Origin of the sequence: Luteibacter sp. ME-Dv--P-043b (assembly GCF_030209605.1) — a bacterium.
Taxonomy (GTDB): domain Bacteria; phylum Pseudomonadota; class Gammaproteobacteria; order Xanthomonadales; family Rhodanobacteraceae; genus Luteibacter.
The window spans coordinates 36119-58059 of sequence record NZ_JARVRT010000002.1 but is presented as its reverse complement, the minus strand read 5'-3'; the positions used below and the strand labels follow the sequence as shown (position 1 = coordinate 58059).

Sequence of the window (21941 nt, the reverse complement as noted above, 5' to 3'; positions counted from 1 at the left end):
GCGTAGCGAAAATGCAGGCCGAGCGCATACCCCGTATTGCAGGTATGCGCAGCAGGCAGCATGCTGAGAACGCAACGTTTTAGGCCAGCCTGGCTCGATCTCCACGGAAGGAGTCACCATGAAACGGATCGTCGTTCTTTTTGTCGCCCTGGTCCTGGGGGCATGCGCATCGCAGCCATCGCCTCGACTGTCGGCGATGGCTCGAACGGAGCCTGCGTCGCCACAGCCGCGGGCGACGGTACCGGGATCGCACGTCCTCGACGCTGCGCAACGCTCGGTGGGCGAACAGGCGCTTGCCGCCATCCGGGGCTGGTACGCGGATACGCCTGCCGATTGCGGCCGCGCCTCCATGCCGGCGTTCCTGTGCAGCGGCGTGATGCTTCGCGTGACCGAAAACAATCCTGCGTTCTACCCATGGGATCCCAGCCCGAAGTCGGTCGCCAGTGGCGGCGTGTCGTTTTCGTGGATACGTCAGGACACCAATTTCTCGCGGCTGGCCTATGGCTACGGGAACGGCTACATCTTCGATCCGAGCGAGCGAGCCCCGACGGGAAAGGACCGTTACCAGGTACTTTGCTTCTTCCCCATGGATGCCGACACGAACACCCGGCCCTCGCAGGAGGGCTGCGGTCCACATCCGCGCGCGCCCGGCACGAGCGGGCCGTGCGACACGCTGGGCATCACCACCGGCGTGCAATGGGTCGCGCATTTCGATGCGATCGCCATCGACAAGCACCACGGGCAGTGCGGGTGGAACGTGCGCCATGGCGCAGCCAGCGACACGGCGGACCGCTTCATGCAGGGAATCGACGGGCGGCGCCGCATGCCGGCGGCATCGTGGGCGATCCAGGATGAAATACGCGCCGCCACATGGCCCCGGGGACGGGGCGCCACGCTGCCGATTCGTGCCTTCTTCTACGTCACGGCAAAGGCGGGCGCGCTGGCCAATGCACAGGACGACCAGACCCGATACCGCGATGCGTACGGGATCGACATTCCGGTCATCCGCCTGACCTTGCCCGCGTCCAGCGCGGGGAAGGCCAGCTTCGATTATTTCGCGGGCGATCAGACGGGCACGGGGGGCGAACCCGGACCGGTCACCCAGATCGATTTCGAGACACTGACGCCCGGACGGTACCCGTCGGTCGCCATCGGCTCCGACTTGAAGCTGACCGCGGCGGTGCTGTCCGTCGAGCGCCTGGCGACACCGCTGCCCCAGGTCTCGGGCATCTACGTGCGTGCCGAGACGCAGGGCAGCCCCGGCGACAGGAACGAACTGCTGGTCATGACGCCCCGGGCGGATGTGACCCGGCTGTCGTTCGGGTACTCGCTCAACCCTGGATTCGATCCATCGGCTACCTACGTTTTCTGCCAGTTCTCCAATGACACCCATCTCATGCTGCACTTCAGCGGCGTCGACGGAGACATGGCGTGCCGTGCGCCGGAAGGCGCCACCGTCAGCTATGTCATAGCGCAGGCCATCAACACGAGCGGTCGCGATCCTCTCCTTCGCGTGGATAACGTGCATCTGGAGTAGAAAACGCCCGAACGCCCGCGGGTGGTCCCCGTGCCCTGCCGGACCGGCGGCGATCCGCCGGGCGGCGAGGGCACACGCGCCACGACGGACCGCAGCCGGACGGCTATACTTCGGGGCCAGCCTCGCCGAAGCACCGCCCGTGACCCACGAACTCGCCTCGATCATCGATTTCATCCGCTACGGCGCCAGCCGCTTCTCGGCCGCCGGGCTTACTTTCGGCCACAGCCACGACAATCCGATCGACGAGGCCACGCACCTGGTGCTGGCCGCGCTGCACCTGCCGCCGGACATTCCGCCGGCCTATGGCGCCGGTTTCCTCGTGGCGGACGAGAAGGCGAGGGTGCTGGAGCTGATCGAGCGCCGCGTGACCGAGCGCGTGCCGGTGGCCTACCTGGTGGGCGAAACCTGGTTCGCCGGCATGAAGTTCAAGAGCGACCGCCGCGCCCTGGTGCCGCGCTCACCCATCGCCGAACTGATCGAAGGCCGCTTCACGCCCTGGCTGGACGATCGCCATGTCACGCGGGCGCTGGACCTGTGCACGGGCTCGGGCTGCATCGGCATCGCCATGGCCGAATACAACCCCGACTGGCAGGTCGACCTGGTCGACGTCAGCGACGACGCCCTGTCGCTGGCCAACGAGAACATCGCCTTCCAGCACGTGGAAGACCGCGTGCGCGCGATCAAGTCCGATCTGTTCGCCGGCGTCCAGGGCGAGGTCTACGACCTGATTGTCTCCAACCCGCCCTACGTCACCCATGACGAATACGCGGCCATGCCGCCCGAATACAGCCATGAACCGGTCCTGGGATTGACCTCCGGGGATGATGGACTGGATCTCACCCTGCGCATGCTCGACGAGGCCGCCGACCACCTGAGCGAGGATGGCCTGCTGATCGTCGAGGTGGGCGACAGCGAGCATGCGCTGGTCGCGCTACTGCCGCGGGTACCTTTCGTCTGGCTCGAGTTCAAGGTCGGCCAGATGGGTATCTTCGCGCTGGAACGTCGCGACCTGATCGAGCACGCCGCCGACCTCGCCGCGGCGCGCGCCGCCAGACACTGACCCCATCGGAAACACCGTGTCCTCCAATACGTTCGGCAAGCTCCTCAGCGTCACCACCTTCGGCGAAAGCCACGGCCCGGCGATCGGGTGCGTGGTCGACGGCTGCCCTCCCGGCCTGGCCCTGGAAGCGTCGGAATTCCGCGCCGACCTGGAACGGCGTGCCACCGGGCGCTCGCGGCACACCTCGCAACGGCGTGAGGCGGACGAGATCGAGATCCTCTCCGGCGTCTACGAGGGCGTCACCACGGGCACGCCCATCGCGCTGTTGATCCGTAACGTGGATGCCCGCTCGAAGGATTACGGCAACATCCTGGAAACGTTCCGCCCGGGGCATGCCGACTACACCTACTGGCAGAAATACGGCGTGCGCGATCCGCGCGGCGGCGGACGTTCCTCCGCCCGCGAAACCACCATGCGCGTGGCCGCCGGTGTCATCGCCAAGAAGTGGCTTGCCCTGCGCCATGGGGTGAGTGTCCGCGGCCATGTCGCGCAGATCGGTCCACTGGTCCCACGCGGTTTCGACGCGGAGGCGATCGAAGGCAATCCGTTCTTCTGGCCCGACGCGTCACAACTGCCCGAGCTTGAGGCCTACATGGATGCGCTGCGCAAGTCGGGCGATTCGGTCGGGGCGAAGGTCACGGTGGTCGCCGACGGCGTGCCGGCCGGATGGGGCGAGCCCATCTACGGCAAGCTGGACGGCGAACTGGCCGCGGCCATGATGTCGATCAACGCGGTGAAGGGCGTGGAGATCGGCGACGGTTTCGACGCGGTCGCCCAGCGCGGCACGCAGCACCGCGACGAGCTGTCCACCGACGGTTTTCTCTCCAACCATGCGGGCGGCATCCTCGGCGGCATCGCCTCCGGACAGCCGGTCGTGGTGTCCATGGCGTTCAAGCCCACGTCCAGCATCCTCGTGCCGGGCCGCAGCGTCGACCGGGCAGGGCAGCCGGCCGAGGTGGTGACCAAGGGCCGGCACGATCCCTGTGTGGGCATCCGCGCGGTGCCGATCGCGGAGGCCATGATGGCCCTGGTGCTGATGGACCAGGCCTTGCGCCACCGCGCGCAGTGCGGCGACGTGGGCGAGGTGCCGCCGCGCATCCCCGGCAGCGTGGGGAGCGGTGCATGACGCGGCCCACGGTCTGGGTCGCCCGCCCGTTCTTTCCCGACATCGTCGACCGGCTCCGCGAGCACTTCGAGGTGCGCGCGGAGACCGAGGAACGCGCGTTCTCGCCGGCTGAACTGGCCGAGCGCCTCGCCGGTGCCGACGCCGCGATCATCGGCCTGGCCGAGCGGATCGACGCCGGCGTGCTGCAAGGCGCCCCCCGGCTCCGTTTTGTCGCCAACCTGGGCGTGGGCTACAACAACCTCGACGTGGATGCCTTGACCGCCGCCGGCGTGGGGGCCTCCAACACCCCCGACGTGCTCAACGAGACGGTGGCCGACTACGCCTGGGCCATGATGCTTGCCGCCGCGCGGCGCGTCGGCGAGGCCGAGCGCTGGCTGCGCGATGGCCAGTGGAAGGGCCCACGCTTCGAGGGCTGGCTGGGGGCGGACATTCATGGATCCACCATCGGCATCCTCGGCATGGGTCGGATCGGCCAGGCCATCGCGCGACGCGCCGCCGGTTTCCGCGCCCGGGTGATCTACCACAACCGCTCGCGCCTGGATGCCTCGATCGAGCGCGAATGCGCTGCTTCCTACGTCGAAAAGGCGACGCTGCTGGCCCAGGCCGACCACCTGATCCTGGTGCTGCCGTTCACGCCGGCCAACCGGCACGCCATCGGCGAGGCGGAGCTGAACGCGATGAAGCCCACGGCCACGCTGGTCAACATCGCGCGTGGCGGCATCGTCGACGACGCGGCCCTGGCCCGGGCGCTGGCCGACGGCCGTATCGGCGCGGCCGCTCTGGACGTCTTCGAAGGCGAGCCCCGGGTCCATCCCGACCTGATGCGGCTGCAAAATATCGTCCTCAGCCCGCACATCGCCAGTGCAAGCCGCGACACACGTCGCGATATGGCGGCGCTGGCTGTGGACAATGTGCTGGCGGCGTTCGGACACGGTCCCCACGCCGGCCGGCCTCCCTCGATCCTCAATCCCGGGGTGCTGGCCGACGCCGGCCTTCCCGGTTCCCCACGCCCTGACGAAAGCGACCGATGAGCAAGAAGACGAGTTACAAGGTGGCCATGGTGGGCGCGACCGGCGCGGTCGGCGAAACCCTCCTTTCGATCCTCGCCGAACGGGATTTCCCGATCAGCGAACTGGTGCCCCTGGCGAGCGAGCGCTCGGCGGGCGGTACGATCGATTTCGCGGGAAAACCGCACGTGGTGCAGGACCTGGCCACTTTCGATTTCGACGGGGTGGACATCGCGTTCTTCTCGGCTGGCGGCTCGGTCAGCCGCGAGCATGCCCCGCGCGCGGCGGCGGCCGGTGCCGTGGTGATCGACAACACCTCCGAGTTCCGTTACCAGGACGACATCCCCCTGGTGGTCTCCGAAGTGAACCCGCACGCCATCGCCGACTACACGGCGCGCGGCATCATCGCCAACCCCAACTGCTCGACGATGGGCATGCTGGTGGCGCTGGCGCCGATCCATCGGGAGGTAGGCATCGAGCGTATCAATGTGGCGACCTACCAGTCGGTGTCCGGCGCAGGCCGCAGTGGCCTGGAGGAACTGGGCAAGCAGACCGCCCAGATGCTCAATTTCCAGGAAGTGGAAGCGGGCAAGTTCCCCAGGCAGATCGCCTTCAACGTCATTCCCCACATCGACGACTTCCAGCCCAACGGCTACACCAAGGAAGAAATGAAGATGGTTTGGGAGACCCGGAAGATCCTCGAGGATCCTTCGATCCAGGTGAATCCGACCGCCGTGCGCGTTCCGGTGTTCTACGGCCATTCCGAGGCCGTGCATATCGAAACCCGCGACAAGATCACGGCCGAGCGCGCCCGCGAACTGCTCGAGGCGGCCCCGGGCGTCGTCGTGCAGGACGAGCGCAGGGCCGGCGGCTATCCGACCCCGGTCGGCGACGCGGCCGGCAAGGACCCGGTGTTCGTCGGGCGCATCCGCGAGGACATCTCCCACGAGCGCGGCCTGGACCTCTGGGTCGTGGCCGACAACATCCGCAAGGGCGCTGCGCTGAATGCCGTGCAGATCGCGGAGATCCTGATCGAGGATTACCTGTAATGCATCCACGCGTCGTCGCCGCCTGCCTGCTCGTGTCGCTTTCGCCCTGGGCGATGGCGGCAGCGCAGGTGACGCCGGCGGCGCCGACCGAAAGCCCTGCTGCTGCCCGCGCGCGGCTGGAGGCGGCGCAGCGGCAGGCGGATGCCGAGAACCTCCGGGTCAGGCAACTCAAGGCCCGGGTGGATACGCTGGAGTCGCATTCCGATGCGGCGGCGAAGGCCCTGTCCGAGCGCGATCGCAAGATCGCCGAGTTGCAGAAGCAACTCGCCGGACAACACCCGTGACGGCCTCGGTCGGCGCGGTTTGAGCGACAAAGGGAGCTGTACGGGGTTCGCGAACGACAGCAGGGTTGTCGCGTAACTGCCCGTGTACGCTATTGTTAGTTGTTGCTGGGGTGCACTACAGTGGCGCCTTCGCGGCCGACCGCCCGAAAGAGGCGCGCCGTCAGCATGATTTTAGTTCGGGGGAAGCCGTAATGAACCGTACGTTGAAGCTGTCGATCATGCTGGCGCTGCTCACGGGGGGCGGTCAGGCATGGGCGCAGAACCTGGGCCCGGTCCAGATGCGCTCCACCATGGAACAGCCGCTGGTCGCGGAAATCCCGCTGAGCGGCGTGTCGGGTAGCCTCGACAACGTTCATGTCGCCCTGGCCTCCGAAGAGGCCTTCTCCCGCGCCGGCCTAAGCCGCGAGGGCCTGCCGGTCGCCCTCAGCTTCACCGTGGCCCGCAATGCCGGTGGCCAACCCGTCATCCGCGTGACCAGTGGCGCGCCCGTGCGCGACACCTATCTCGATTTCCTCGTCGAGGTATCCACGGGCGGCAACAAGGTGGTCCGTGAGGTCACCATGCTGCTGGACCCGCCGGGCACCCCGATCTCCGCGCCGTCCGTCGGTGCGCCGACGCCCACCGCGCGTCCGTCGCGTACGTCCGACGTGCCCTCGCGCACGGCCGAAGCCGCGCAGCCTCGTCCATCGCGCAGCGAAGCCGCGGCACCGTCCGCCGCCGCGGCACCGTCTGCCGCTCCGGACAGGGCGCCGACGCGCCCGTCCCCGCGTGCGGCGCCGGCGGCCAGCGGTTCCTATGGCCCCGTGCAGCGGGGGCAGAGCCTGTCCGCCATCGCGCGGGACCACGCCGGTGGCGGCGACATGAACCAGATGCTGCTGGCCCTGCACAAGGCCAACCCGGATGCGTTCTATCGGGACAACATCAACGCGCTGAAGACCGGCGCGGTCTTGCGCGTGCCGTCCCCGGAAGATGTCCAGGCCCAGTCCGCGGCGTCCGCCCTGGCCGAGGTGCGTCGCCAGAACGAGGCATGGCGTTCGGGCTCGGCCCGCAAGCCATCCGTCGTGGCCGACGGTGCCGCGACCGGCGCGGCGCAGGACACCGGCAAGCCCACGCCGGCTGCCAACGACCGGCTCGCCATCGTCCCCTCGAAGGAGGGCGGTGAAGCCGCCTCCACTCGTGCCGGCACCCGTGACGGCAAGGGCGACGCGCAAGTGGCCGGCCTCAAGCAGGCGCTGACCACCCAGCAGGAAAACGTCGCCTCGCTCAAGCAGCAGGGCGCCGAACTCACCTCGCGCGTCAGCGACCTGGAGGCGATCAACAGCAAGAACGAGCGGCTGCTCAGCCTGAAGGACGCCGAGATCGCCGAGCTCCAGCGCAAGCTGGCCGACGCGCGCAAGGCGGGCGGTCAGGCCGCGCCGGCAGCCGCTGCCGCCGTGCAGCCGACGCCCGCGTCCGCGCAGCCGCCGGTCGCGACGCCCGCCGCTACGTCGGCCGCCGCGCCGGCACCGGCGGTAGCGACCTCGCCGGCGACGCCCGCATCGTCCGGCCCGGCCCGGCCCGCATCGGCGGCGCCCGCCGCCACGGTGGCCACCGCGCCGCTGAAAGATGCCGCGAACACCGCACCGGCCGCCACGCCCGTCACGAAACCCACGGGCGTGACGCCCGTGCGGGTCGACGACGATCCCTGGTACATGCAGCCCTGGGCCTGGGGTGGCGGCGCCATCGTCATCCTCCTGCTCCTGGTGGCGGCCGTGTTCGGCCGCCGCAAGCCGACGCCGGCCGAGGCGACACCGGCCTCGCTGGCCGACCGGTTCGGCCAGCAGGAACCGACCTTCGGCGAGTACGGCCACAACGATGCGATCGACCTGGACCAGCGCGAGATCCTCGACGCCCTGGCCGAGCACCCGGACGATATCGGCCTGCACCTGGAGCTGGTCAGCCTCTATTACCGCCGCCGTGACGTCGACCATTTCGAGGCCGCGGCCGAAGCCATGTTCGCCCACGTCGCCGACCCGGATCAGCCGGAGTGGCGCGAGGTGGTGACCATGGGTGAGGATCTCGCGCCCACCCATCCGCTGTTCGGCGGCGTCCCGGTGGACGAGATCGACGAGCCGTACGACACCTACACCGCCGGCTCGCCCCACACCGCCGACGAGGTCGCCGCGCTCGAGGAATTCGACCTGGGCCACTACGTGACCAGTGCCGAAGACGACGAGTTGCCGCCGCGCGCCGAGCCGCAGAAGCACAGCGAGTACCACTTCAACTTCGACCTGACCCCGGTGCAGCGCGCCGAGGCCGAGCATCGCGCCAACGCACCCGACGTCTTCGACGTGGACGCGCCCGAGTCGCCGTACCACGAGGCGCCGTTGCACGACGCGGCACATCACGACATCGATGCGGTCGACGAGCGGCACGTGCCGCCGGCGTCCACCTTCGGCGACATCCTGGGTGAGCAGACCCGGGCGCACGAGGAACCCGCGCCGAGCTGGTCGTTCGACGGGGATCGCGACGGGCTGGCCGACGTGCCCGTACCGCTCGACGAGTCGCACCGCGCCGATACGCTGGTCGACGGGCACGAACATCACGCAGAGCAGCCGCGATTCGACGAGCCCCGCTTCGATGAAGGGCGTCCCGACGAGCATCGTCTGGACGAGCCCCGCTTCGACGAGCCGCCGGCGTTCCCGACGTTCCCCGACGACGAACCGCTCACGGATCACGTTCGCGACAACTTCAGCGACGACCCCGTCGACACCAAGCTCGACCTGGCCCGTGCCTACCTCGACATGGGCGACGCCGAAGGCGCCCGCCTGATGCTCGACGAGGTGATCGCCGAAGGAACGCAGATGCAGAAGGACACGGCCAAGCGGATCCTCGACGACATCGTCTGACCCGGCGGTTCGCCCCCGTGAAGGCCCCGGTGCGTGCACCGGGGCCTTCGTCGTTTCGTGTCAGGGCATCTATGTCCGGTCGAACACGAGTTCGCGTTCCGGCCAGCGAAGGGCGCCCAGTCGGGTCAGGAAGGCATGCCCTGCCAGTCGCTCCTGGAACCGTCGGCCCACCGAATAGTCGATGCAGTAGACGTTGCGGTCGGGGCCGAGCGCCTCGTCGAAGGGAACGCCCTCGAACAGGTCCTTGCCACCCTTGCCGAAGGCACGCCTGTCGACCGATACCGGCCAGCGCCAGTAATGGCCGATGACGACGGGCACGGCGCCACGATAGTCGTTCCACCAGGCGGCCCGCTCGACCATCCGCCATTTTCCGCTGCTGAAGAAAGGCGCCTCGCCGATACGCTCCACACCGGAGGTCAGCACGCGAACGGGATTGCCCATCTGGCGGACCTCGTCGACCTGCGCCATGCCATGGAGCATGCTCATGGCGGCATCCGGGTCGCGAAGGGAGTCGCCGATGTGCTTTGCTTCGTTGTCGGCCGTGACGAGCAAGCCACTGCTCGCCAGCCGCGCTTCGGCGGCATCGTCCGCCACCGTGAACAGGTCGGCCACGGTGGCGACGCTCGCCGTCTTTATCTCCTGCACCGATGTCTCGTTCCAGCAGGCATGCACGACCCGCAGTTCCGGGCTCTCGAGGGCGATGGGCAGTTCGCCGAGAAAGGCGAGGTAGTGCCTCCGCCTATCGGCATCCGCATCGGTCGAGGCGAGGAACTTACCTTCGTCGCGGTCGTGGTTGTCCTCGAAGAACCAGCCGTTGCCCTCCTTGCGCGAGCCACGCAGGATATTCAGCTCGTGATTGCCGAGTACGCATTGCGCACGTCCCGCGGCGACCAGCGCACCAACCAGGTCGAGCACGGCGGGGCTGTCCGGGCCGCGGTCGCACAGGTCACCGACGAAGACGAGGCGTCGCCCCTCGGGGTGGCGGCCCTCTGCGTCGTAGCCCATGCGGGAAAGAAGATGATGCAGGGCCTCGATTTCGCCGTGTACATCGCCGATCAGGTCGAGCGGTCCGTCGAACAGCTTTCCTATGAGCGCCATGGCTTGCCTTGTGCGTTGTTGCGATGGGGACGTGGTGGAGGTGCGCTTGTCGGCGCATGCGACGCCTACAACGGCATGCCGATGGAAGGTACCATCCTCTCCGCATCGCATCATGCATTCGTTTTCGCAGGTGGAGACGCCTGCGTTGATGTTGTGCATGGCTTCATTCGTGGCGGATGCCTTGAGGGTTCGCGGACATCGTCCGCTCCTACCTGGACTTTTGTTGCTTGGCTAGTTCGGCCTCGAAGTTTTGTTGTGCATCGGTCGCGTAGGCGCGGCAGCCGGCGGGATCGATCATGGCGTCCGTGCCGTCCTGCTTGCGCTTTGCGACGCGCTCCCAGAAATCGACCATCTCCGGATGCGGGGCGATGGGGATGTCGCAAGGCAAGTCGGCGACGACGGCAAAGCTGCGTTCGAAATCCCGGACGATCTCGGGATATCGGGCATTTCCCACCAGATGGAAGCCTGGGGCGGAAAGGCTGCCCACGTCGACCACGGCGAGACAGCGCTTTCCCTCGCAGGACGTCCATGTCCAGGTCGTGTTGCCCTTGGTATGGCCGGGTGTCGCGTGGGCCGTTACCGTCAGGTCGCCCAGGTGCAACACGTCGCCGTCCACGACCGTTCGGTCCACGCGCACGGGCGGGAAAGCGAACCGGTTGCCGTACTGGGGATCGTCGGTACCCCCACGTTCCAGCAGGGAAGCGTCTGCCGCGTTGGCGATCACCTGTGCACCCGTATCGGCGGCCAATCGGGCCAGGTCGCCTGCATGGTCGGAGTGCGCGTGCGTGTTGAGTAGCCACTTGATGTCGTGCAGGCGTACGCCGAGTTGGCGCAGGTTCGCCTCGATCAGGGCAGCGTCGCCCGGCACGCCACCGTCGATCAGGATGTGTCCTGCAGGCGACGCAATGAGGAAAACGCCCAGCCCCCTGGGGCCGACAAACCACGTGTTGCCGTAGATGCGGAAGGGCTTCTGCGGGGCGGTCCATGATGGGCTTGCGGCGATGTTCCGGCGCAGGTCCGTGGACATCCGGTACGGCGCGTTCGATGCCGTCGTCGCGGGTTGTCCGGTCGCTTCGTCCCGGGCGTCGTCGCTGGCTGGCGCAGCGCTACAGGTGAAGGCTATCGGGACGAGCAGGGCGCAAAAGAGGCTTGCGTAGGTGAACGATGCCATGGGGTCAGGCCTGCGTGATCGGTAGTCCGCTGCGATCATGCGGGCTGTACGGGGCTTCCCGGAGGCGCGATTGTGGCAGCCCCGGGTCGGCGTGGGTGTGTCCCTACGCCCCCGAACGCACCGCCTGGCGCACGAATGGTACCCTTTGCGGTTTCCACGGCCCCCGACACCTTTCCCATGCGCATCGCCCTTGGCGTCGAATACGACGGCACCGATTTCTTCGGCTGGCAGCGGCTCAGCCATGCGAAGACCGTGCAGGGTGCGCTGGAGAAGGCGCTCGGCTTCGTCGCGCATGCCCCGGTGGAGGTCACCGCGGCCGGCCGCACGGATGCCGGCGTGCACGGGCGCTGCCAGGTGGTCCATTTCGATACCGAGGTGGTGCGCGACATGCGCGGCTGGATCCTCGGTGCGTGTTCCAACCTGCCGCACAGCGTGGCGGTCACGTGGGCGCAGCCGGTGGCCGATGACTTCCATGCACGTTTCTCGGCGCGGGCGCGTCGCTATCGCTATCGCATCCTGCCGCGCTTCGTGCGCCCCGCGCTGGACGCGCGGTTCGTCGCCTGGGAGCGGCGGCAGATCGATGCGGATGCCATGCACGAGGCGGCGCAGGCGATCGTGGGCGAGCACGACTTCACGGCGTTCCGGGCCATTTCCTGCCAGGCCGCGCATGCACGGCGCAACGTGCGCGCCATCCGCGTGTTCCGCGAGGATATCCATGTGGTGGTGGAGATCGAGGCCAACGCCTTCCTGCACCACATGGTCCGCAACATCGTCGGGTCCTTGCTGCGGATCGGCCGCGGCGAGGAAGCCGTCGGCTGGATGGCCGAGCTGCTGGCCGGCCGCGACCGCGAGGTGGCCGGTGCCACTGCGCCCGCGGAAGGCCTGACCTTCCTCGGTCCGCTTTATGAAGCCCACTGGGGGCTGCCACAGGAAGTGACCCTATGACCCGGATCAAGTTCTGCGGCCTGACCCGCATCGACGACGTGCAGCTGGCTGTACGCCTCGGCGTGGATGCCATCGGCCTGGTGATGACGCGCCGGAGCAAGCGCTTCGTCGATCCCGTAGCCGCCGCGCGCCTGCGCGACGCCGTGCCGCCCTATGTCAGCGTCGTGGCGCTGGTGATGGACGACGAGCCCGCCTTCATCGACGAGGTGGTCAGGGTGGTACGCCCGGACATGCTCCAGTTCCACGGCACGGAAACCGATGCGCAGTGCGCCGCCCACGGCGTGCGCTATACCAAGGCCATCGCAATGGGCGAGGGCGCGCCGGCCCTGGCCCGGCTGCACCTGTTTCCCGGCGCCGCGGGGCTGCTGCTGGACGGGCACGGCCTGGGCGAGCAGGGCGGCAGCGGGCAGCGGTTCGACTGGTCGACCATGCCGCAGGATCTTGCGCAGCCGTTGATCCTGGCCGGCGGCCTGGACGCGGACAACGTGGCGGAGGCCATCCGCATCGCGCGGCCGTGGGCGGTGGATGTCTCCAGCGGCATCGAGGTTTCGCCGGGCATCAAGGAAGCGGCTAAGATGGAACGCTTCATGTCCGCCGTACGACGATAGCGAGAACGCAATGACCGAGATCACGGATTTCCACGCCTACCCCGACGCGCACGGCCGTTTTGGCGACTACGGCGGCATCTACGTGGCCGAGACGCTCATGGAACCGCTGGCCGAGCTGACCGCGGCGTACGAGAAGCTGCGTGTCGATCCCGCCTTCATCGCCGAGCTCGACCGCGACCTCAAGTATTACGTCGGCCGTCCCAGCCCGGTCTACCTGGCCGAGCGCCTGACCCGCCACGTCGGTGGCGCGCGCATCATCCTCAAGCGTGAGGACCTGAACCACACCGGCGCGCACAAGATCAACAACACCGTGGGCCAGGCGCTGGTCGCCCGGCACATGGGCAAGACACGCATCATCGCCGAGACCGGCGCCGGCCAGCACGGCGTGGCCAGCGCCACCGTGGCCGCCCGCCTGGGCCTGAAGTGCATCGTCTACATGGGCGCGGTGGACATCGAGCGGCAGAAGATCAACGTCTATCGCATGCGCCTGCTCGGCGCCGAGGTGGTGCCGGTCACGTCCGGCTCCAAGACCCTCAAGGACGCCCTCAACGAGGCCATGCGCGACTGGGTCACCAACGTGACCGACACCTTCTACATCATCGGCACCGTCGCCGGCCCGCACCCGTATCCGCAGATGGTCCGCGACTTCAACGCCATCGCCGGCCGCGAGGCGCGTGAGCAGACCCTCGAGCAGTTCGGTCGCCTGCCGGATGTCATCACCGCCTGCGTCGGCGGCGGCTCCAACGCCATCGGGCTGTTCCACGCCTTTCTCAACGACCGCGACGTGCGCATCGTCGGCGCCGAAGCTGCGGGCGACGGCATCGACACGGGTCGCCATGCCGCCTCGCTGGCGGCCGGCAAGCCCGGTGTGCTGCACGGCAACCGTACCTACGTGCTGTCGGATGCCAACGGCCAGATCGTGGAGACGCATTCCGTCTCGGCCGGTCTCGACTACCCCGGCGTCGGTCCGGAACACGCGTTCCTGAAAGATGCCGGCCGCGCGGAATACGTCGGCGTCACCGACGACGAAGCCCTCGAGGCCTTCCACCTGCTGGCCCGCACCGAAGGCATCCTGGCGGCGCTGGAATCCAGCCACGCCATTGCCCAGGCGATCAAGCTGGCGCGCGAACTGCCGAAAGACGGCCTGGTCCTGGCCAACCTTTCGGGGCGTGGCGACAAGGATGTCCATACCATCGCCGAGCGCGAGGGGATCCTGCTCTGATGAACCGCCTCGACACGCGTTTCGCCGCCCTGAAAGCCGCCGGTCGCACCGGCCTGATCACCTTCGTCACCGCGGGCGATCCCCTGCCTGACGCCGTGGTCCCCATGCTCCATGCCCTGGTGGCCGCTGGCGCCGACGTCATCGAGCTGGGCGTGCCGTTCTCCGATCCCATGGCGGATGGCCCGGTCATCCAGCACGCCAGCGAGCGGGCTATCGCCCAGGGCGTGGGCCTGAACAACGTACTGGCCTGGGTCGCGGCGTTCCGTGAGACCGACAACGAGACGCCGATCGTCCTCATGGGTTATCTCAACCCCGTAGAGATGTACGGATACGCGGAATTCGCCGAGGATGCCGCGGAGAAAGGTGTCGACGGCCTGCTGATGGTCGATTGCCCGCTGGAGGAATCCCACGTCCTGGAGCCCCTGCGCGCGGCGGGGCTGCACCAGATCGTGCTGGCCTCGCCCACGACGGTGGAAACCCGGCTGGACGCCCTTTGCAAGGCGGCTTCGGGCTTCCTGTATTATGTGTCGTTCGCCGGCATCACGGGCTCGGCCCAGCTCAGCACCGGCGACATCGCCGAGCGGGTGGCCGGTATCCGGGCGCGGTCCAACGCGCCGGTGGCCGTCGGTTTCGGCGTGCGCGACGCGGCCAGCGCCGTGGCGATCGGTGCCTTCGCCGATGCCGTGGTCATCGGCAGCGCGCTGGTCGATCGCCTGGCCGGCGCCGAGTCCGCCGACGATGCCGCCCGCCGCGCGCACGATTTCCTTGCGCCCATCCGCGCCGCGCTCGACGCGCGCTGATCCGCACCACCCTTTCGGAGAACCACCATGAACTGGCTGCAGAAAATCATGACGCCGAAGACCCGCGCACCCAGCGCGGCCGCCGGCAAGGGCAAGGTGCCCGAAGGTGTGTGGGAGAAGTGTGCCGGTTGCGGCACCGTGCTCTACAAGCCCGAACTCGAGAAATCGCTGATGGTGTGCCCCAAGTGCGGGCATCACCACGCCATCTCGGCGCGCGTGCGCCTCAATGCGTTCTTCGACGAGGGCAGCGCCACCGAGCTGTGGCCGAAGCTCGAGGCCGTCGATGCGCTGAAGTTCAAGGACCAGAAGAAGTACAAGGACCGCGTCGTCGCCGCGCAGAAGTCCACCGGCGAGCGCGACGCGCTGATCGCGATGACCGGTCGCCTGCTGGAGCGTCCGGTGGTCTCGGTCGCCTTCGAATTCGCCTTCATGGGCGGCTCGATGGGCTCGGTGGTGGGCGAGAAGTTCGCCCGCGCCGCCGAGAAGGCCCTGGCCGATCGTAGTGCGCTGGTCTGCTTCGCCGCCACGGGTGGCGCACGCATGCAGGAAGGCCTGTTCTCGCTGATGCAGATGGCCAAGACCTCGGCCGCCCTGGCGCGCATGCGCGACGCCGGCGTGCCCTACATCTCGGTGCTGACCCACCCGACCACCGGTGGCGTCTCGGCCAGCCTGGGCATGCTGGGCGACCTCAATGTCGCGGAGCCCAAGGCCCTGATCGGCTTTGCCGGCCCTCGCGTCATCGAGCAGACCGTGCGCGAGACCCTGCCGGAAGGCTTCCAGCGTCCGGACTTCCTGATCGAACACGGCGCCCTCGACATGGTCGTCGACCGTCGCGAGATGCGCGACACGCTGGGCTCGGTCCTCGGCATCCTCGGCAAGGCACCGCGCGCCGTCGCCTGATCGACCAGATCAGACCAGTACGCGCTCCGCCCATAGCGACAGCGTACCCAAGGCGCCACCGATCACGGTGGCCGCCAGCACGTCGCTGGGGTAATGCAACCCCAGCACCACGCGCGATGCGCCGACCAGAGCGGCGAAGCCGATCAGGAACGGTGCCAGCACGGGGTAGTGCGCCACCGCCACGACGGTGAACGACACGGCCTGCAGCGTGTGGCCCGACGGAAAGCTGAACTCGTCCAGCGGCGGTATGTGCGCAATGACGCCGGGGCAGGTGCGGAACGGACGCGGACGACGCGTCCAGCGCTTCAGCACGCGGTAGAGCATCAGCGCGGTAAGCCCGGTAACGGCCATCTGCAGCGCCACGGCCACGCCGTGCCAGCCGCCGACCAGGGCGATGACGCTCATCAGCGCGTACCAGAACACGCCGTCGCCCAGCCGGCTGACGGCACCGAAGAAGATCCCGATGGCCCGGCGTGCGCCCCACCGGTTGGCGGCGACGCACATGCGGCGGTCGAGGTTGGCCCTACGCGGCGACGGCGGTACGCGATGCATGGACGTTCTCCTCGGACAGGGATGTCATGATCAGTTCGAACTCGGCAATCACCGATTCGGGCGACGAACCGGCCACCGATGCGCGTGCCGCCGTGCCCATGGAGCGGCAGGCAAACAGGTCCGCACCCAGCACCGCGGCACGTTCGATCAGGCCGCCTTCGTTGCCCGGTGCCACGCGGATGCCGTTCTGCCCGTTGCGGATGAACTCCCGCGCAGCGGCTTCGGCGTAGGCGACCACCGGGGTACCCGAGGCCATGGCTTCCAGCACCACGTTGCCGAAGGTTTCGGTGAGGCTGGGGAACACGAAAAGATCGGCACTGGCGTAGCACGCCGCCAGTTCGTCGCCACGGCGTGTGCCGGGGAAGACGATGTCCGGATGGGCGGCTTCCAGTGCGGCGCGTGCCGGACCATCGCCGACCATCACGCAGCGCGCCGTCGGCACGCGTCGTTGCAGGGCACGATAGGCATCGACGACCACCTGCAGGTTCTTTTCCGGGGCGAGGCGGCCCACGCTGAGCATCACCGGCGCGTCGGGCGCGGCGCCCCAGGCGTCGCGGAGGCGCTCGTCGCGGCGGTCCGGGTGGAAGCGTTGCGTGTCCACCGCGCGACGCAGCACGCGCACGTCGTGCACGCCCAGGTCGTTCAGTTCGGCGGCCAGCTGGCCGGTCGGCACCAGCGTGGCGTGCGCGCGGCGGTGGAAGCGAGCCAGGTACTGGCGTACCAGGGGCGTCAGCGCGCCGAAGCCGTAATGGCCGACGTAAAAATCGAAGCGGGTATGGAAGCCGGTGGCAACGGGGATACCCAGGCGGCGCGCGGCACTGACCGCGCTCCAGCCCAGCGGGCCTTCCGTGGCCACGTAGATCGCGTCCGGGCGATCGGAGCGCCAGCGGCGTTCGAGGCGGAAGCGGGAGGGCAGGCCGAAGCGGAGGCTGTCGTAGCGGGGCACGGCGGCGGCTTCCACTGCCAGTACGTCCATGCCGGCATCCGCCGAGGCCGGTGCATCCGGGTGGATCGGACGGATGAGGTCGACCGTATGGCCCCGCCGCAGCATGCCGCGGGCCAGCGACTGGACGGTCAGGGCAACCCCGTTCACGTCCGGTGCGTAGGTCTCGGTAACGATGCCGAGTCGCATGGCGGTGCCCCTTGTGTCCTGAGCCTGAGCCATCCTTGCGTGCGGGCATGTCGCGGGCATGATGGCCAGATGACCGCGCGGTTACGACGCGCGCCAGGCGTATCGGTTAAAATCCCGGTCTTGTCAGCCCGATGATCCCCACGATGACCGTCCGCACCCGATTCGCTCCCAGCCCCACGGGCTACCTCCACATCGGCGGTGCCCGCACCGCGTTGTATTGCTGGCTGGAATCGCGTCGCCGCGGCGGGGAATTCGTGCTGCGCATCGAGGACACCGACCGCGAGCGTTCCACCCAGGAGGCCGTGCAGGCCATTCTCGACGGCATGCAGTGGCTGGGCCTCGGCCACGACGAAGGCCCGTACTACCAGACGCAGCGCATGGATCGCTACCGCGAGGTGGCCGACCAGCTGCTGCGCGAGGGCAAGGCGTATTACGCCTACGAGACCAAGGAAGAGATCGAGGCCATGCGCAACGCCGCCATGGAGGCGGGCGTGAAGCCGCGTTACAACGGCTATTACCGTGACCGCGACGAGCCGCTGCGCGACGACCCCAACCGCGTCATCCGCTTCAAGAACCCGTCCACGGGGTCGGTGGTGTTCGACGACAAGGTCAAGGGTCGCATCGAGTGGTCCAACGAGGAGCTGGACGACCTGGTCATCTTCCGCTCCGACGGTTTCCCGACCTACAACTTCGCCGTGGTGGTCGACGACATCGACATGGGTATCACCGAGGTGATCCGCGGCGACGACCACGTCAACAACACGCCGCGCCAGATCAACATCTACAAGGCGCTGGGCGCACCCGTGCCCGAGTTCGCCCACCTGCCCATGATCCTCGGCCCGGACGGGCAGAAGCTGTCCAAGCGCCACGGCGCGGTCAGCGTCATGCAGTACCGCGACGACGGCTTCCTGCCGCACGCGCTGCTCAATTACCTGGTCCGGCTGGGCTGGTCGCACGGCGACCAGGAAATCTTCTCCGTCGACGACATGAAAACGCTGTTCGACGTGGCCGACGTCAACAAGGCGGCGTCGCGCTTCGACGTCACCAAACTGTCATGGCTCAACCAGCATTACCTCAAGCACGACGATCCCGCCACGCTCGGGCCCGAGCTGGCCTGGCACCTGGCGAAGATCGGCATCGATGCTTCGCAGGGCCCGAACCCCGCGGATGTCGTGGTGGCGTTGCGCGATCGCGTGCAGACCTTCAAGGAAATGGCCGAGCGCGCAAAGATCTGGTACGGCCCGATCCTGGCCTGGGATGACAAGGCGGTCGAAAAACACCTGCGCACCGATACCGCGGTATCGGCACTCGAACAGGCCAGGGCCGAACTGGCCGCGCTGGCCGAGTGGACGCCCGAAGCGGTGCATGGCGCCGTCGAGCGCGTGGCCGCCGCGCTGGAACTGGGCATGGGCAAGGTGGCCGCGCCGCTGCGCGTGGCCATGACCGGCACCCAGGTATCGCCGTCGATCGAACACACCATCTACCTGGCCGGCCGCGACGGCGCGCTGTCACGGATCGACGAGGCGTGCGCCCGCGCTCGTGGATGAACTGCTCGCCCGGGCGATGCAGGGCGTCGATCCGGACGCCCCCGGTGCGTTCCTGGCGATCTTCGCCAACCTGATGCGGCTGGTGCCATGGGGCGAACTGATCCTGTGGCAGGTCGTCTTCATCGTGGTAGGTGCCGCGCTCGGCTGGTGGCGCGGTCGCCTCGTCGCCGGTATCGTCGCCGCACTGGTGCTGGGCCCCTTCGGCTGGGTGGTGCCGTTTCTTCCGCGCAAGCCGCCACGCTTGCCGCCGCCGCTACCGGGGTCGAAAAAGCGCTGAGCGATCCACATGTTAGGATGACGCACACGAGGATATCGATGTGACCACGCCCGCAGCGCACAAACATACGCACGACCACCACGACGATGCCCGCGGCTTCGTCGCCGCGGTCGAGCAGGCCTCCATCCAGCGTGGCCTGCGCCTCACGCCGCTGCGGCGCGAGGTGCTCGAACTGGTCGCCGGCGCGGGCAAGCCGATCAAGGCCTACGACCTGCTGGATCGCCTGCGCGAGAAACACGGCAACGCTGCGCCACCCACGGTCTATCGCGCGCTCGATTTCCTGCTCGAAAACAGCTTCATCCACAAGCTGGAGTCGATCAACGCGTACGTGTCTTGCCACCATCCGGCAGAGGCGCACCAGGTCCCGTTCCTCATCTGCGACAAGTGCCAATGCGCGCAGGAAGTCTGCGACGAGCGCGTCGCCGAGTTGATCGAAGCACAGGCCCGCGCGCTGGGTTTTCGTCCGCAGGCGCAGACGCTCGAAGTCCACGGCATCTGCAAGAACTGCCGCTAGAAATCCTATCTCGCACATCGTGCGCTCCTACGCCACGTTCGGGCTCCGGCGCAAAAAAAACGGGGCGTCGCATCACTGCGATGCCCCGTTCCGTTTCCGACCGGGCCGGGAGGGGGGAGCGTCCGGGTCGGTCACTCAGAAGAACGCGCGCACGCCCACCGATACGTTGCGACCGGGCATGGGTGCCACGTCCTTGAACAACGAGGTGGCGGGGCGCGCCGTCTTGTTGGTCAGGTTGTTGCCGTCGACGAACGCTTCCCACTGGCTGCGATCGTCGTTGACGAAGGTCCACGCAACGTGTGCGTTGACCAGGGTGTAGCCCGCCGTATCCGTTTCGAACGCGGCGATCTTGTCCTGCTTCATGTAACGCACCGCGCCCAGGCTGGCGCGCAGGCTGTCGGCGCTCCAGCTCAGCGTGGAACCCACGCGGCCGGCGGGAATGCGCGGCACGTTACCGGCGCCGTCGGATAGCGTGGCGCGTACCGTGTCGCCGAACACGCGCAGGTCCCAGTTGCCCGACGTGCCCTTGGCCAGGTGGAAGGTCGCTTCCGCCTCGGCGCCGCGGAAGGTCGCGTCGTTCTGCGACCAGATGCGCACCGGCAGGTCGTCTTCCACTTCGCCGGTGTCGGCCAGGTAGATGAAGTTCTTGTACTTGTTGTAATACACCGCGACCTTGCCCTCGACCGCGTCGCCGTGGAAATGCAGGCCCAGTTCGGCCTGGTTCGATTTTTCCTTGTTGAGATCGCTGCCGATCTCGAAGGTGTTCGACGCGGCGTGCGGGCCGTTGGCGAAGAGTTCTTCCTCCGACGGCGCGCGCTCGGCATGGTCGAGGTTGAGCGACAGGTGCCATTGGTCGGCGAAGCGCCAGGCGGCACCGGCGGAGAAGCTGTTGGGGCTGTAGTTGCGCTTGGCGCCGTTGTCCGGCTCGACGTCCTGCTTGTCGTGGCGTGCGCCCAGTTCCACCTTCACCGGCCCGAATTCGCGTTGCTCGGTAAGGAAGACGCCGGCGCCCCTGGTCGTCGTCGGCGGCACGAAGGTTTCCTCGCCCACGGCGGAGAACCGGCGATGTTGCGTCTGAACGCCGAAGGCGCCGTTCCAGCCGGCGAATTCCTCGTGCGTGACGACCAGCCGGCCCTGGTTGCTGTTGGTCGTGAACGTGGTGCCCGGCGTGTCGCCTTCGTATTCCACATGCTGGTAGGCGCCGTGCCCCAGGTTGAACTCGACCCTGGCGATGCCGTCGATGGGCTGGACCAGGCCGCCCTTCAGGCTGTAGTTGGTCTGCGCCATCTTGATGTGCACCGGGTCCTCGCCCTCGGCCGCATCGCCGGGCTCGGCGGGGCTGCCGTAGAGGTCCATGAACCGCGACACCGACACACCGACGTAACCCCACGAGCCGAGCACCGACGCACCGACGGCACCGGAGGTGGTCTTTACCGCGCTATTGGCCAGCGTGCCGCCGGGAATGTCGTAATCCTCGTTGTCGCGATGCATGCCATCGACGTGGATCGCGAAGGCATCGTTGCCCGCGTCGAGGCGGAGCAGGCCGGTCTTGCCGTCGGAGACGGAATCGTGGCGAAGCTCCGCGCGGCCGGCAAAGCCGTTGTCGGGTGCCTTCTCGGGCACGCGACCGTCGACGACGTTGACCACGCCGCCGATGGCGCCGGAGCCGTAGAGGAGGGTGGCCGGGCCCTTGAGCACCTCGATCTGGTCGGCCAGGAACGGCTCCAGGGTGACGGCGTGATCCTGGCTGACGTTGGACACATCCTGCGAGGACAGGCCGTTCTCCAGCACCGCCACGCGAGGGCCGTCGAGGCCGCGAATGATCGGCCGGCCCACGGCGGTGCCCAGGGCCGAACTCTGCACGCCCGGAATAGCCGACACCGTTTCACCCAGCGACACCGCCTTCGCGTCGTCGAGGGCGGAGCCGGCCAGTACCGCCACGGGCGCAACGATCTGGTCCGCGCTCTGGCCCAGCGGCACGGCGTTCACCACGATGGCGTCCAGCTTGTCGGCGTTCTTGCGCGACTTGCCTTGGCCCTCTTTGGGTGAGGCGGGGGCGGTGGCATCCTGCGGCGCATCTTCGGCCATGGCGGGAACAGCGCTACCGAACGTGGTGGCGAGCGTCAGGGCGAGAAGGGTTCGGCGCATCGGGAGGTCACTCCATGGTGTGTTCTGAGATGTTATAAAGTATCATCACTTGCCTGGACCTGTGCAAGAAGTCACG

General features: G+C 68.0%; 20 protein-coding genes. 15 read left to right on the top strand and 5 right to left on the bottom strand.

Features of this window, described 5'->3' with window-relative positions; all coding sequences use genetic code 11:
• Positions 1–118 precede the first annotated feature (118 nt).
• From QRN34_RS01245 to QRN34_RS01215, 7 genes are all read left to right on the top strand, one after another.
• Entirely contained in the window at positions 119–1537 is a 1419-nt protein-coding gene (locus QRN34_RS01245) for a hypothetical protein (protein WP_285401289.1), read from the top strand.
• 139 nt (positions 1538–1676) lie between these two features.
• Positions 1677–2597 (top strand): 50S ribosomal protein L3 N(5)-glutamine methyltransferase, encoded by a 921-nt coding sequence (gene prmB / locus QRN34_RS01240; protein WP_285401287.1) that lies wholly within the window; start codon positions 1677–1679, stop codon positions 2595–2597.
• A 16-nt stretch (positions 2598–2613) separates the two neighbouring features.
• A complete protein-coding gene (gene aroC, locus QRN34_RS01235) occupies positions 2614–3723 on the top strand; it encodes a chorismate synthase (RefSeq protein WP_285401285.1) in 1110 nt (369 codons plus the stop codon).
• Complete coding sequence (locus QRN34_RS01230; RefSeq protein WP_285401283.1) at positions 3720–4754, top strand: D-glycerate dehydrogenase; 1035 nt, start codon at positions 3720–3722, stop codon at positions 4752–4754. The genes aroC and QRN34_RS01230 overlap by 4 nt, the downstream gene beginning before the upstream one ends.
• Positions 4751–5779, top strand: a complete 1029-nt coding sequence (locus QRN34_RS01225) for an aspartate-semialdehyde dehydrogenase (protein ID WP_285401281.1) — start codon at positions 4751–4753, stop codon at positions 5777–5779. Before QRN34_RS01230 ends, QRN34_RS01225 begins: the two co-directional genes overlap by 4 nt.
• Positions 5779–6063: a hypothetical protein gene (locus tag QRN34_RS01220; protein ID WP_285401279.1), complete on the top strand. Its 285-nt coding sequence runs from the start codon at positions 5779–5781 to the stop codon at positions 6061–6063. The genes QRN34_RS01225 and QRN34_RS01220 overlap by 1 nt, the downstream gene beginning before the upstream one ends.
• 191 nt (positions 6064–6254) lie before the next feature.
• The gene (locus QRN34_RS01215; RefSeq protein WP_285401277.1) at positions 6255–8951 is read left to right on the top strand and encodes a FimV/HubP family polar landmark protein; all 2697 of its coding nucleotides are present in this window, start codon (positions 6255–6257) and stop codon (positions 8949–8951) included.
• Between the two features lie 69 nt (positions 8952–9020).
• Here the strand turns inward: QRN34_RS01215 and QRN34_RS01210 are convergent, their stop codons facing one another.
• Positions 9021–10049, bottom strand: a complete 1029-nt coding sequence (locus tag QRN34_RS01210) for a metallophosphoesterase (protein ID WP_285401275.1) — start codon at positions 10047–10049, stop codon at positions 9021–9023.
• A gap of 208 nt (positions 10050–10257) precedes the next feature.
• The gene (bla, locus tag QRN34_RS01205; protein ID WP_285401273.1) at positions 10258–11220 is read right to left on the bottom strand and encodes a subclass B3 metallo-beta-lactamase; all 963 of its coding nucleotides are present in this window, start codon (positions 11218–11220) and stop codon (positions 10258–10260) included.
• A gap of 177 nt (positions 11221–11397) precedes the next feature.
• Here bla and truA point away from each other — a divergent pair, with 177 nt between their 5' ends.
• From truA to accD, 5 genes are read left to right on the top strand one after another with little or no spacing between them, the layout of a single operon-like run.
• Positions 11398–12165, top strand: a complete 768-nt coding sequence (gene truA / locus QRN34_RS01200; protein WP_285401272.1) for a tRNA pseudouridine(38-40) synthase TruA — start codon at positions 11398–11400, stop codon at positions 12163–12165.
• The gene (locus QRN34_RS01195; protein ID WP_285401271.1) at positions 12162–12773 is read left to right on the top strand and encodes a phosphoribosylanthranilate isomerase; all 612 of its coding nucleotides are present in this window, start codon (positions 12162–12164) and stop codon (positions 12771–12773) included. The genes truA and QRN34_RS01195 overlap by 4 nt, the downstream gene beginning before the upstream one ends.
• A gap of 10 nt (positions 12774–12783) precedes the next feature.
• Positions 12784–13995, top strand: a complete 1212-nt coding sequence (gene trpB / locus QRN34_RS01190; protein ID WP_036140759.1) for a tryptophan synthase subunit beta — start codon at positions 12784–12786, stop codon at positions 13993–13995.
• Complete coding sequence (trpA, locus tag QRN34_RS01185) at positions 13995–14795, top strand: tryptophan synthase subunit alpha (RefSeq protein WP_285401268.1); 801 nt, start codon at positions 13995–13997, stop codon at positions 14793–14795. The genes trpB and trpA overlap by 1 nt, the downstream gene beginning before the upstream one ends.
• A 27-nt stretch (positions 14796–14822) precedes the next feature.
• The gene (accD, locus tag QRN34_RS01180) at positions 14823–15695 is read left to right on the top strand and encodes an acetyl-CoA carboxylase, carboxyltransferase subunit beta (protein WP_285401266.1); all 873 of its coding nucleotides are present in this window, start codon (positions 14823–14825) and stop codon (positions 15693–15695) included.
• Between the two features lie 9 nt (positions 15696–15704).
• On the opposite strand, the gene QRN34_RS01175 is transcribed toward accD, so the two are convergent.
• Together QRN34_RS01175 and QRN34_RS01170 are read right to left on the bottom strand one after the other, a co-directional pair.
• A complete protein-coding gene (locus tag QRN34_RS01175) occupies positions 15705–16247 on the bottom strand; it encodes a phosphatase PAP2 family protein (RefSeq protein ID WP_285401264.1) in 543 nt (180 codons plus the stop codon).
• A complete protein-coding gene (locus tag QRN34_RS01170) occupies positions 16219–17379 on the bottom strand; it encodes a glycosyltransferase family 1 protein (protein ID WP_285401262.1) in 1161 nt (386 codons plus the stop codon). Before QRN34_RS01170 ends, QRN34_RS01175 begins: the two co-directional genes overlap by 29 nt.
• Positions 17380–17522: 143 nt before the next feature.
• Here QRN34_RS01170 and gltX point away from each other — a divergent pair, with 143 nt between their 5' ends.
• From gltX to QRN34_RS01155, 3 genes are read left to right on the top strand one after another with little or no spacing between them, the layout of a single operon-like run.
• A complete protein-coding gene (gene gltX, locus QRN34_RS01165) occupies positions 17523–18926 on the top strand; it encodes a glutamate--tRNA ligase (RefSeq protein WP_285401259.1) in 1404 nt (467 codons plus the stop codon).
• The gene (locus tag QRN34_RS01160) at positions 18919–19203 is read left to right on the top strand and encodes a hypothetical protein (protein ID WP_036140764.1); all 285 of its coding nucleotides are present in this window, start codon (positions 18919–18921) and stop codon (positions 19201–19203) included. Before gltX ends, QRN34_RS01160 begins: the two co-directional genes overlap by 8 nt.
• Positions 19204–19243: 40 nt before the next feature.
• Complete coding sequence (locus tag QRN34_RS01155) at positions 19244–19717, top strand: transcriptional repressor (RefSeq protein WP_285401256.1); 474 nt, start codon at positions 19244–19246, stop codon at positions 19715–19717.
• 135 nt (positions 19718–19852) lie between these two features.
• Here QRN34_RS01155 and QRN34_RS01150 read toward each other — a convergent pair whose 3' ends face one another.
• Positions 19853–21865: a TonB-dependent receptor gene (locus QRN34_RS01150; RefSeq protein WP_285401254.1), complete on the bottom strand. Its 2013-nt coding sequence runs from the start codon at positions 21863–21865 to the stop codon at positions 19853–19855.
• Between the last annotated feature and the right edge of the window lie 76 nt (positions 21866–21941).

Excerpts from the sequence above, each read along its gene's own strand:
- QRN34_RS01245 (WP_285401289.1), top strand. The coding sequence starts at position 119 with ATGAAACGGATCGTCGTTCTTTTTGTCGCCCTGGTCCTGGGGGCATGC.
- QRN34_RS01230 (WP_285401283.1), top strand. The coding sequence starts at position 3,720 with ATGACGCGGCCCACGGTCTGGGTCGCCCGCCCGTTCTTTCCCGACATC.
- QRN34_RS01225 (WP_285401281.1), top strand. The coding sequence starts at position 4,751 with ATGAGCAAGAAGACGAGTTACAAGGTGGCCATGGTGGGCGCGACCGGC.
- QRN34_RS01220 (WP_285401279.1), top strand. The coding sequence starts at position 5,779 with ATGCATCCACGCGTCGTCGCCGCCTGCCTGCTCGTGTCGCTTTCGCCC.
- QRN34_RS01215 (WP_285401277.1), top strand. The coding sequence starts at position 6,255 with ATGAACCGTACGTTGAAGCTGTCGATCATGCTGGCGCTGCTCACGGGG.
- QRN34_RS01210 (WP_285401275.1), bottom strand. The coding sequence starts at position 10,049 with ATGGCGCTCATAGGAAAGCTGTTCGACGGACCGCTCGACCTGATCGGC.
- bla (WP_285401273.1), bottom strand. The coding sequence starts at position 11,220 with ATGGCATCGTTCACCTACGCAAGCCTCTTTTGCGCCCTGCTCGTCCCG.
- truA (WP_285401272.1), top strand. The coding sequence starts at position 11,398 with ATGCGCATCGCCCTTGGCGTCGAATACGACGGCACCGATTTCTTCGGC.
- QRN34_RS01195 (WP_285401271.1), top strand. The coding sequence starts at position 12,162 with ATGACCCGGATCAAGTTCTGCGGCCTGACCCGCATCGACGACGTGCAG.
- trpB (WP_036140759.1), top strand. The coding sequence starts at position 12,784 with ATGACCGAGATCACGGATTTCCACGCCTACCCCGACGCGCACGGCCGT.
- trpA (WP_285401268.1), top strand. The coding sequence starts at position 13,995 with ATGAACCGCCTCGACACGCGTTTCGCCGCCCTGAAAGCCGCCGGTCGC.
- accD (WP_285401266.1), top strand. The coding sequence starts at position 14,823 with ATGAACTGGCTGCAGAAAATCATGACGCCGAAGACCCGCGCACCCAGC.
- QRN34_RS01175 (WP_285401264.1), bottom strand. The coding sequence starts at position 16,247 with ATGCATCGCGTACCGCCGTCGCCGCGTAGGGCCAACCTCGACCGCCGC.
- QRN34_RS01170 (WP_285401262.1), bottom strand. The coding sequence starts at position 17,379 with ATGCGACTCGGCATCGTTACCGAGACCTACGCACCGGACGTGAACGGG.
- gltX (WP_285401259.1), top strand. The coding sequence starts at position 17,523 with ATGACCGTCCGCACCCGATTCGCTCCCAGCCCCACGGGCTACCTCCAC.
- QRN34_RS01150 (WP_285401254.1), bottom strand. The coding sequence starts at position 21,865 with ATGCGCCGAACCCTTCTCGCCCTGACGCTCGCCACCACGTTCGGTAGC.